8 protein-coding genes are annotated in these 10,227 nt (G+C 72.0%); 4 read left to right on the plus strand and 4 right to left on the minus strand.

The genetic code is table 11. The annotated features are described in order from the left end of the window. Window positions 1-9: 9 nt before the first annotated feature. Together F4562_RS28340 and F4562_RS28345 are read right to left on the minus strand one after the other, a co-directional pair. The gene (locus tag F4562_RS28340) at window positions 10-513 is read right to left on the minus strand and encodes a calcium-binding protein (RefSeq protein ID WP_184541402.1); all 504 of its coding nucleotides are present in this window, start codon (window positions 511-513) and stop codon (window positions 10-12) included. A 197-nt stretch (window positions 514-710) separates the two neighbouring features. Beyond that, complete coding sequence (locus F4562_RS28345; protein ID WP_184541401.1) at window positions 711-1,448, minus strand: MerR family transcriptional regulator; 738 nt, start codon at window positions 1,446-1,448, stop codon at window positions 711-713. A gap of 622 nt (window positions 1,449-2,070) precedes the next feature. Between F4562_RS28345 and F4562_RS28350 the strand changes: the two genes are divergently transcribed. The 4 genes from F4562_RS28350 to F4562_RS28365 all read left to right on the plus strand — a co-directional run bounded on the left by F4562_RS28350 (window position 2,071) and on the right by F4562_RS28365 (window position 8,535). Then, complete coding sequence (locus F4562_RS28350) at window positions 2,071-3,996, plus strand: ATP-binding cassette domain-containing protein (RefSeq protein ID WP_246474518.1); 1,926 nt, start codon at window positions 2,071-2,073, stop codon at window positions 3,994-3,996. A gap of 330 nt (window positions 3,997-4,326) precedes the next feature. Continuing rightward, window positions 4,327-5,523, plus strand: coding sequence for a bifunctional glycosyltransferase family 2/GtrA family protein (locus F4562_RS28355; protein WP_184541399.1), 1,197 nt, complete (start codon window positions 4,327-4,329; stop codon window positions 5,521-5,523). Further along, window positions 5,520-7,727, plus strand: coding sequence for an ArnT family glycosyltransferase (locus F4562_RS28360; RefSeq protein WP_184541398.1), 2,208 nt, complete (start codon window positions 5,520-5,522; stop codon window positions 7,725-7,727). Before F4562_RS28355 ends, F4562_RS28360 begins: the two co-directional genes overlap by 4 nt. A gap of 154 nt (window positions 7,728-7,881) precedes the next feature. Continuing rightward, complete coding sequence (locus F4562_RS28365; RefSeq protein ID WP_184541397.1) at window positions 7,882-8,535, plus strand: TetR/AcrR family transcriptional regulator; 654 nt, start codon at window positions 7,882-7,884, stop codon at window positions 8,533-8,535. A 133-nt stretch (window positions 8,536-8,668) separates the two neighbouring features. Here the strand turns inward: F4562_RS28365 and F4562_RS28370 are convergent, their stop codons facing one another. Next, window positions 8,669-8,935, minus strand: a complete 267-nt coding sequence (locus F4562_RS28370; RefSeq protein ID WP_184541396.1) for a hypothetical protein — start codon at window positions 8,933-8,935, stop codon at window positions 8,669-8,671. A gap of 181 nt (window positions 8,936-9,116) precedes the next feature. Then, on the minus strand, window positions 9,117-10,142 hold the full coding sequence (locus F4562_RS28375; protein WP_184541395.1) for a phosphotransferase family protein: 1,026 nt from the start codon (window positions 10,140-10,142) through the stop codon (window positions 9,117-9,119). Between the last annotated feature and the right edge of the window lie 85 nt (window positions 10,143-10,227).

Consider the following 10,227-nt stretch of genomic DNA (forward strand, 5'->3'; position numbering starts at 1 on the left):
CCCGCCCCGCTACGCCTCGCAGTTGGGCTCGGACTCGCCGACGCAGGTGTCGAAGCCGGGGCCGCCGTCGGTGGTGTCGTTGCCTCCGTTTCCGAACAGGAAGTCGTTGTCGCTGCCGCCGACGAGGACGTCGCGGGCGGAACCGCCGGAAAGGCGATCGGAGCCGGACGAACCGAAGATCTCAGCGAACCGGTTGGTGTTGTTGCGTACGGTGTCGTTGCCCGGCCTGACGTTGACCAGGATGGTCTGGACCCCGGGGCAGGAGGCGACGCTGGGCCCCAGCTGGGCACAGCCCGCTCCCGCGGTGACCGAGTGCAGGGGGGACGACACGGTGACGTTGCCGCCGAACACGTTGATGTCGATGCTGTCGTCGCCGAGCGTGCCCACGACGGACATGTTCCCGAACGACCCCATCGTGACGGTGGCGCCGGCCGCGTGGGCGGGCGCCGCGAGGACGGCGGTGGTGGCCAGGCCGGCCGAGGCCAGGGCCAGAGTGGTGATGTGACGGCGCATGAGCGACATTGTGGGGATCCCTTCCGATCTCCGGATTTCGAGCCTCTCCCAGGTAATGCGACGTCCGGAGAATCGTCTGTGTCGTTACGTGCGCACGGAAGGTGGAAAAATGCCTTGCGATTCTTCCGTCATTGACGAGGCTCGACGGAATCCCTTATTCAATAATACAAAATATCGCCATTGCGGGTGATTTTTCATCAACGGGAGGGCCCGGGAGGCGGTTCCCCGCCTTCGAGGTAGTCGTGCAGATGGCTGGAGCCTTCGAGCATGGCCGTCGCCCGCCGGGTCAGCTCCGCCCGGCGCTGCTCGATGGCCGCGCGGAGCGCGTCCCTGCCGCCCGTCCGGCGCAGGTCGTCGAGGACGAGCCGGATCTGCGGGAAGGGGTAGTGGCTCCGCCGGAGCATGTCGACCATCCGGGCGTCCCGGACGTCGTCCGGGCCGAAGCGCCGGTACCCGGTGCCCGGTTCGCGCTTCGGAGTCAGAAGACCGGCGGACTCCCAGACGCGCAGGGCGGAGGCGCGCACTCCGAGGTGGGCGGCGACCTCTCCGACGCGCATGCCCGAACGCGGTGACGCGGGGATCTCCGGGGTCTGTCCCGCGACCGCCTCGAGCGCCTCACCCGCCGCCCGGAGGGAGAGCCGCTGTTCGTGCAGTGCGGCGTGGGCGGCGTCCACGAGGGCGAGGGCCGTGGGGAGGTCACCCGCGTGAACGGCCTGCATGACCGATCGGGCGGTGTCCCACCCGTACCCCCTCGCCAGGGCCCGGTAGGTGACCAGGGCCCGGCGGTGCCTCGCGTCGAACCTGCGGTAACCGGCGGCCGTCCGCGGAGCCGGAGGCAGGATGCCGGCGTCGGCGTAGTTACGGATCTGCTGCGTGGAGACACCGGCCAGCCGCGCCAGGTCGACGGGACGCAGCTTCGCCCGTTCCCCGCTCATCGCTTCGCCCCCTCCACGACGGGATTCACTCGGCATTTGAGGGTTCTACGCATGGGTCCGCAGCATATACCGCTCCACCGAAGGAAAAGTGTCAACGTTGACTTCAATGAAATACTCGAAGGAATGAATATCGGGGACGGCGACGACGCATGACGGGCGTCCGCTGTGGTCTTCCGCGATCCTTCCCCCCATCGTGTGAACAACCAGTTGAGGATGGAAACGAACCGTGGTCTTCAGCCATCAGGCAGACGGCGTCCGGCACCACCACGACCTTCCCGCGGCGGATCACACCGCCGCGGACAGCCATGACCTCATCCAGGTCCGCGGCGCCAGGGAGAACAACCTGACCGGTGTCTCCCTGGACATCCCCAAGCGACGGCTCACCGTCTTCACCGGGGTCTCCGGCTCCGGCAAGTCCTCACTCGTCTTCGACACGATCGCCGCGGAGTCGCGGCGGCTGATCAACGAGACCTACACGGCGTTCGTCCAGAACTTCATGCCGAGTCTCGGCCGCCCGGACGTCGACTCGCTGCGCAACCTGAGCGCGGCGATCATCGTCGACCAGGAGCGGATGGGTGCCAACGCGCGCTCCACCGTGGGCACCGCCACCGACGCCCACACCATGCTGCGCATCCTGTTCAGCCGGATCGGCACCCCGCACGTCGGCCCGCCCTTCGCCTTCAGCTTCAACCGGGCCGAGGGCATGTGCCCGGAGTGCGAAGGGCTCGGCAAGGTCTCCGACATCGACGTCGACCAGCTGGTCGACAGGGAGCTGTCGCTGAACGAGGGGGCGATCACGGTCCCCGGGTTCGCGGTGGACACCTGGCACTGGCAGCTGGTGGCGCACTCCGGCTTCTTCGACCCCGACCTCAAGCTGAAGGACTACACCCCCGCCCAGTGGGAGGACCTCCTGCACAAGCCCGCCACCAAGGTCAAGATCGGGACGAGCAACCTCACCTATGAGGGGCTCGTCACCAAGGTCCGGCGGACCTACCTGGCCAAGGACCGCGAGGCGATGCAGGCCCAGGCACGCGCGTTCGCCGACCGGGCGGTCAGGCTCACCGGCTGCCCCGCCTGCGGCGGCTCCCGGCTGAACGAGGCCGCCCGCTCCTGCACGATCGACGGCCGTGACATCACGCAGTGTTCCGCCATGCAGATCAACGACCTGGCCGAGTTCGTCCGGGGCATCCGCCACCCCGGCGTCGGGCCGCTGCTGGAGACCCTCCTGGAGACGCTGGACTCGCTGGTCGAGATCGGCCTCGGCTACCTGAGCCTCGACCGGGAGTCCGGCACGCTGTCCGGCGGCGAGTCCCAGCGCGTGCGGATGGTCCGGCACCTCACCTCCAGCCTCACCGACGTCACGTACGTCTTCGACGAGCCCACGGCCGGGCTGCACCCGCACGACATCCAGCGGATGAACGGCCTGCTGCTGCGGCTGCGCGACAAGGGCAACACCGTCCTCGTCGTGGAGCACAAGCCGGAGACGATCGAGATCGCCGACCACGTCGTCGACCTCGGCCCCGGCGCCGGCACCGAGGGGGGCCGGATCTGCTACGCCGGCGACCTGGCGGGGCTGCGCGCGTCCGGCACCCTGACCGGCCGCTACCTCGACCACCGGGTGGGCCTGCGCGAGAAGGTGCGCCGGCCCTCCGGGACGTTGGCGATCAAGGACGCCGACCTGCACAACCTGCGGGACGTGAACGTCGAGATCCCCCTCGGCGTGCTCACCGTCGTCACCGGCGTCGCCGGGTCCGGCAAGAGTTCCCTCATCCACGGCTACGTCGCCGGGCGGGACGGCGTGGTCGTCGCCGACCAGTCGGCGATCCGCGGCTCCCGCCGCAGCAACCCGGCCACCTACACGGGGCTGCTCGACCCGATCCGGGCGGCGTTCGCCAAGGCCAACGGGGTGAAGCCCGGCCTTTTCAGCGCCAACTCCGAAGGCGCCTGCCCCGCCTGCAAGGGCATCGGCCTGATCTACACCGACCTCGCCATGATGGCCGAGGTGGCGTCGGTGTGCGAGGAGTGCGAGGGCAAGCGGTTCACCCCCGAGGTGCTGTCGTACCGGCTGCGCGACAGGAACATCAGCGAGGTCCTCGGCATGCCGGTGACCGAGGCGCGGGAGTTGTTCACCACCGGTCAGGCCCGGGTGATCCTCGACCGCCTCGCGGCGGTGGGCCTCGGCTACCTCAGCCTCGGCCAGCCGCTCACCACGCTGTCCGGCGGCGAGCGGCAGCGGCTCAAGCTCGCCATCCACATGGCGAGGAACGGCACGACCTACGTCCTGGACGAGCCGACCACCGGCTTGCACCTCGCCGACGTGGACCAGCTGCTCGCCCTGCTCGACCGCCTCGTCGACGACGGCAACACGGTCATCGTCATCGAGCACCACCAGGCCGTGATGGCCCACGCCGACTGGATCATCGACCTCGGCCCGGGGGCCGGTCACGACGGCGGCCGGGTCGTCTTCACCGGCACCCCCGCCGAGCTCGTCGAGACCGGAACCTCCCTGACCGCCGAACACCTCCGCGGCTACGTCGGCCGCCGGTAGGGCCTCCGGCTCCCGGTCACGCGCGACCGGGAGCCGCGCCGCCGCCCGGCTCCTCCCCGGCACCGGGTGACCCCTTCCCGGTCGTGCCCTCCACACCCTCCGCGAGCGCGGGTGGTCCGGCCGTCGTCCGCGGCGGCTTCCGCGGATCACCGCGTCCCCTGCTCGGGTGCGTGACCGCGACCGGCGGCCGGTCCGGCCGGTGGTCTCCGGGCCGCCGCGGGACCGGCCCCGGTTTCTCACCCGGCGTTAACGAACGCCTCAGGCCCACTCAAGATCACCTGATGACCCTGGCGGCATGAGAGAACCGAACCGCCGTCCCGGGGAGACGCCGTGGGACGGCTGACGGCACCGCCACGCACCCGGCTGGTCGAGATCGTGGTCCCCGTGTACAACGAGCAGCGGGTGCTCGCCGGGAGCGTCCGCCGCCTGCATGCCTACCTGACGGGGACCTTCCCCTACGGCTTCCGCATCACCATCGCCGACAACGCCAGCACCGACGCCACCTGGCGGATCGCCACCGCCCTCGGCCGTGAGCTGCCGCACGTGCGCGCCGTCCACCTGGACGCCAAGGGGCGGGGGCGGGCACTGCGCAGGGTGTGGTCCGAGAGCGACGCCGACGTGGTCGGATACATGGACGTCGACCTCTCCACCGACCTCGACGCGTTCCTGCCGCTGGTGGCCCCGTTGCTGTCCGGCCACAGCGACCTGGCCATCGGCACCCGGCTGTCGAAGGGCGCCAACGTGGTCCGCGGGCCGAAGCGGGAGTTCATCTCGCGGACGTACAACCTGCTGCTCAGGTCGGCGATGGGGGCCCGGTTCTCCGACGCCCAGTGCGGGTTCAAGGCGGCCCGCACCGAGATCGCGCAGGCGCTGCTGCCCGCGGTCGAGGACGAGGAGTGGTTCTTCGACACCGAGCTGCTGCTCCTGGCCGAGCGGCACGGCCTGCGCATCCACGAGGTGCCGGTCGACTGGGTGGACGACCCCGACAGTCGCGTGGACATCGTGAAGACCGCCAAGGACGACCTCAGGGGGATGGCGAGGGTGGCACGCAGGACACTGTCGGGGGCGGTGCGGATCCCGGTGCCGCCGCGGGTGCAGCGGGCTCGGCTGCCCCGGGGCATGGCGCGTCAGCTGCCCGTCTTCGCCGTCATCGGCGTGCTCTGCACGCTGGCGCACCTGGGCCTGTTCGTCACCCTGCGGACGGTGCTGCCCGCCGTGGCGGCCAACGGCCTGGCCCTGTTCGTCACCGCCGTCGCCAACACCGCCGCCAACCGCCGTTTCACCTTCGGCGTCGTCGGACGGGCCGGAGCGCTGCGTCACCAGCTCGAAGGCGGCCTGGCCCTCCTCATCGGCCTGCTGCTCAGCACCGGCGGCCTGGCCCTGCTCACCCTCCTGGCGCCCGGCGCCTCCACCGCGACCGAGGTCGTCGCGGTCGTGGTGGCCAACGCTCTGGCCACCCTGGTCCGTTTCCTGCTTCTGCGCACCTGGGTCTTCAACCCGCGCCGGACGAAGGAGGCCGGCCGATGACCATCGGCGCCGCGCACGACGCGGAGCCGCCCGCGACCGTCCCGGACCCGGCGGGCCCGCCCACAGCGGGCCCCGGCGCGGTGGGGGCGTCCGTGACCGTCCCGGACCCGGCGGGCCCGACGGCGACGTCCGGCGCGGTGGGACTCCCGTCGCGGACGGCCGGGGCGGGGGACGCCGCACGCCGGGTGTTCCTCGGCCGCCCCGGCGACCCCCGGTGGGCGAGGCCCGCCCTGTGGGGGGTGCTGGCGCTGGCCGCCGTCCTCCACCTGTGGGGGCTCGGGCAGAACGGTCACGCCAACGACTACTATTCCGCCGCGATCCTGTCGGGCACGCGGAGCTGGAAGGCGTTCTTCTTCGGTGCCCTGGACGCCGGGTCGTTCATCACCGTGGACAAGCCGCCGTTCGCGCTCTGGGTGATGGGACTGTCGGCGAGGATCTTCGGATTCGGCACGTGGAGCATGCTCGTGCCCCAGGCCCTCGCCGGGGTCGCCGCGGTCGCCGTGGTCCACTCGGCCGTCCGGCGTGCACTGCCCGGCGGGTACGGGCACGCGGCGGCGTCGGTCGCCGCCCTGGTGATGACGCTGACCCCGATCACCGTGGCCATCGACCGGGACAACAACCCCGACACCGTCCTCGTCCTGCTGCTGGTGCTCGCCGCCTGGTTCTGCCAGGAGGCGACCCGCACCGGGCGGCTGCGTGCCCTCCTGACCACGGCGCTGCTCGTCGGGCTGGCGTTCAACACCAAGATGCTCCAGGCGTACCTGGTGCTGCCCGCCTTCACCCTCGTCCACCTGGCCATGGCGCCGGGCACGCCGTGGCGCCGCCTCGGGCGACTGTCGGCGGCCGGGGCGGTGCTGGTGGCCGCCAGCGGCTGGTGGATGGTGATCGTCGACCTGTGGCCCGCGTCGAGCCGCCCCTACGTCGGCGGCAGCACCGACAACTCCGTCCGGGACCTCGTCGTCGGCTACAACGGCCTCGGCCGGATCTTCGGCGGCGGTGGTCCCGGCGGCGGTCGCGGGGGAGGGTTCGGCGGCGAGCCGGGTGCGGGACGCCTGTTCAACGACATCATGGCCGGGCAGATCTCCTGGCTGCTGCCCTTCGCCGTGCTCGCCCTGGTCGCGGGGCTGGTGCTGACCGTGCGCCGGCCGCTCCGGGACGCGCGCGGCACCCGGGCCGCGCTGCTGCTGTGGGGCGGCTGGCTCGCCGTCCACTACGCGGTGTTCAGCTTCTCCAGCGGCACCTTCCACCCGTACTACACCACCGCGATGGCCCCGGCCGTCGCCGCGCTGACCGGGCTCGGCGGGACGCTCCTGTGGCGGGCGTACCGGGACTCCCCGGTGTGGTCGTGGGTGCTCCCGGCGGGGATCGCGGTCACCGGGGCGTGGGCGTTCACCGTGCTGCGCCGCACCGAGGACTTCGTGCCCTGGCTGGCGTGGGCCGTCGCGGGGGTCTCGGCGGCGGCCGTGGCCGGGCTCGTCCTGGCCCGGCTGGGGCACGGGCTCAGGACGCGCGTCGCCGCGGTCGCCCTGACGGCCGGGACGCTCGCGGCCCTCGCCGGTCCGGCCGCCTACGCGCTGACCCCGCTCGGCTCCCCGGTCAACGGCACCAACCCCACCGCGGGTCCCGCTGGGAGCGGTCCCGGGTTCGGGGGCATGCGCGGGCGCTTCCCCGGTGGTGCCCGGCCGGACGGAACGGACCAGGTTCCCGGCGACGGCGACCTCCCCGCCGGGGCCGGGCAGGATGCCCCGGAGGGTGTGTCCGGCGGTGCCGGGCAGCCGTCCATGCCGACGGACGGGCCGACGGACGGGCCGGTGGACGGGCCGGTGGACGGCATGCGGGGCGGTCCCGGCGGGGCCGTCGACCAGCGGATGATCGAATACCTCAGGAGGAACCGGGGGAGCGCGACCTGGCTGGTCGCGGTGGGCAGCGCGCAGAGCGCCTCGTCCGTCATCCTGTCGACCGGACTGCCCGTCATCGCCATGGGCGGTTTCACCGGCGGCGACCCGGCGATGACCGTGGACCGGCTCGCCTCGCTGGTCTCCTCCGGTCGGCTCAGGTACGTCATGACCGGCGGCGGCCGGGGCGGTCCCGGGGGTGGCGGCGACACCGGGGTGACCGAGTGGGTGCGGGCCAACTGCACCGCCGTGGTGGCCGCGGAGTACGGCGGCGCCACGGGTCAGTCGCCGCTGTACCGGTGCGGCTGACCTTCCGGCGGGACGGTTCCGGCCCGGCCCTGTCCTGGCTCCGTCCCGTCCGCCGGGCTGCCGGATGAGACGGCCGGGACGGAACCGGACTATTGACTGATTAGCCAATCAGTAGTATTGAGATCACGGCCCCGCGCTGCTGTAGTCTTGCGCAGTGCACAGCGGAGGAGGGGCGCGTAGCAGCCGCGCCGACCAGGCCGACCAGCGGCGAGCGGAGCTGCTCGAGGCCGCCAGGCGGGTGGTGCTGGAGCGGGGGCTGGCCAGCACCCGTGTCGCCGACATCGCCAGGGCGACCAACGTGAGTGGCGGGCTGGTCCACTACCACTTCGCCACCAAGGACGACCTCATCACCGAGATGCTCCGCAGCACCAGCGACGCGGAGGTCCAGCGGCTCCGGGAGATCGCCGCCGAGCCGGGCAGCGCGATCCAGCGCCTCGACCGCGTCCTGCGCTTCTACATCCCCGCCTCCCGCTCCGACCAGAGCTGGATCCTCTGGCTGGACGCCTGGGCGGTCGGGGTGCGCGAGGAGTCCGTCCGGACGATCCTGCTGGAGCTGGAGGGGGTCTGGATCGACATCCTCGGCCGGGTGATCGCCGAGGGCGTGGCCGCGGGCGAGTTCGCCTGCGACGACCCCCAGGGGTCGGCCGAGCGGATCGACGGCATGCTCGACGGCCTCGTCGTCCGCTACACCCTGCACGCCGGCAACATGTCCAGGTCGCGGCTGCTCCACCACGCCCGGGTCGCCGCCGCCCGGGAGGTCGGCCTCGATCCCTCCGCCTTCCCCGCCGACCCGGCCGAGGTCTCCTGACACGTTCCCCGGCCCGAAGGGTGGAGCGCCGCGGTGGATTCCGGCGGCGGTCCGGGGCGCCCCGGGTGCCCCGGCGGCATCGGCCGGGGCCGGGAGGGGCAACCCCGGCTGGGCAGGGCCGCGAGCGGAAGAGTCAGCCCCGGCTGGGCAGGGCCGCGAGCAGGAAGGCCAGCCGTGCCGCGGCGTCCTCGACGTTGTCCGCGGATCCGAGCCGGTAGCCCCACGAGGTGATGAAGCCGCCGTCCTGCGAACAGGTCACGGTCTCCATCAGGGTGCTGCTGAAGCGGTTGCGGACGCACACGTAGGCGGGGTCGCCGAAGGAGAGCCGCTGCACGGTCAGGTCCGCGTGGTGCCGCACCGCGGCGACGAACCTCTCCAGGCAGGACAGCGTGTCCAGCATCGTGCGTCACCTCCGTCCCGACAGAGAATCGCATGATCTTGTGAGGCTAATCAAGCGATTGTGACTTTTTGTCCCTCGGACTGTGTGGTTTATCCCGTGGGATGTGTAGTTTGTCCCCGAGACCGTGTGGTTTCTCCCCGAGGGGTGTGCGGCGACGGCACGGTCCCGGGCCGCGCGGGTCTCACATGAAGGCGCGGGCACGGGCGAACAGGTTCAGTGTGGTCGCGTGCAGCAGGTCTCCGAGCTCCTTGGGGGCCCTGCCCGCGCACGCCCGCGCGTGGGTGCCCTCCAGGACGATGCCGAGCTTGAAGCAGGCCAGCACCGCGTACCAGTCGGCGGCCGAGACGTCGCGGTCCGACAGCGCCGCGTAGCACTCGACGAGTTCCGCGGTCGTGGCCAGCCCGGTGACGCCGCCGTACAGCGCGCTCGTGCCGTCGGGGGAGGGCCAGGTCGCGAGCAGCCACCCCAGGTCCACCAGCGGGTCGCCCACCGTGCACATCTCCCAGTCGACGATCGCGGCCACCCTGGGACCGTCGCAGGCGAACATGAGGTTGGCCAGGTGGTAGTCGCCGTGCATGATCCCCGGCGTGAAGTCACGCGGCCGGTTCCGCTCCAGCCAGGCGGCCGTCTCCTCCAGGCCGGGGATGTCCGGACCCGGGTAGCCCTCCAGCGCCGCGTAGCCGTCCAGTTCTCCCATCCAGCGGGGCACCTGCCGCTCCAGGAAGCCCTCCGGCCGGCCGAACCCGTCCAGCGGCCGGTGGTCCACCCGCCCCAGGTCGGTCAGGGCCGAGGCCGCCTCCAGGCCCATCCGGTGCCGGATCGCGGGGTCGCTCGCGTGGGGCTCGGGCAGCCCGACGGCGGCGTTGAACCCGTCGACCGGCTCCATCAGGTAGAAGACCGCACCCATGACATTCTCGTCCGTGCAGGCGGCGACGAGGCGGGGTGCCGGGACCGGGGTGTCCCGCAGGAGCGTGAGCACCCGGGCCTCCCGGCGCAGCACCTCGTTGCTCCTGGCCCTCGGGTGCAGCGGCGGCCTGCGGAGCACGTACGCCGCGCCGCCCCGGGTGAAGCGCACCATCACGTTCTGGGTGCCGCCGGTCACCGGTGCGACCTGTTCGAACGGCCCGCCCGGCAGGCCCTGCTCGTCCATCCAGGCGCCGAGTACGTCGAAGTCGATCGCGGTGACGTCGATGTGCAGGGAAGTCATGCGTCCACCTTAACCGAATGATGTTCTAGCGAAGGTGAATCTACGGCCGCCGCCGGTGACGGTCAACAGCGCACCCACGGCGCTC

It is taken from the genome of Streptosporangium becharense (assembly GCF_014204985.1).
In the GTDB taxonomy this organism is placed as follows: Bacteria; Actinomycetota; Actinomycetes; order Streptosporangiales; family Streptosporangiaceae; genus Streptosporangium; species Streptosporangium becharense.

What these genes read in the sequence shown, in the direction of transcription:
- F4562_RS28340 (WP_184541402.1), bottom strand. Translation starts at nt 513, where the DNA reads ATGCGCCGTCACATCACCACTCTGGCCCTGGCCTCGGCCGGCCTGGCC.
- F4562_RS28345 (WP_184541401.1), bottom strand. Translation starts at nt 1,448, where the DNA reads ATGAGCGGGGAACGGGCGAAGCTGCGTCCCGTCGACCTGGCGCGGCTG.
- F4562_RS28350 (WP_246474518.1), top strand. Translation starts at nt 2,071, where the DNA reads ATGCTGCGCATCCTGTTCAGCCGGATCGGCACCCCGCACGTCGGCCCG.
- F4562_RS28360 (WP_184541398.1), top strand. Translation starts at nt 5,520, where the DNA reads ATGACCATCGGCGCCGCGCACGACGCGGAGCCGCCCGCGACCGTCCCG.
- F4562_RS28370 (WP_184541396.1), bottom strand. Translation starts at nt 8,935, where the DNA reads ATGCTGGACACGCTGTCCTGCCTGGAGAGGTTCGTCGCCGCGGTGCGG.
- F4562_RS28375 (WP_184541395.1), bottom strand. Translation starts at nt 10,142, where the DNA reads ATGACTTCCCTGCACATCGACGTCACCGCGATCGACTTCGACGTACTC.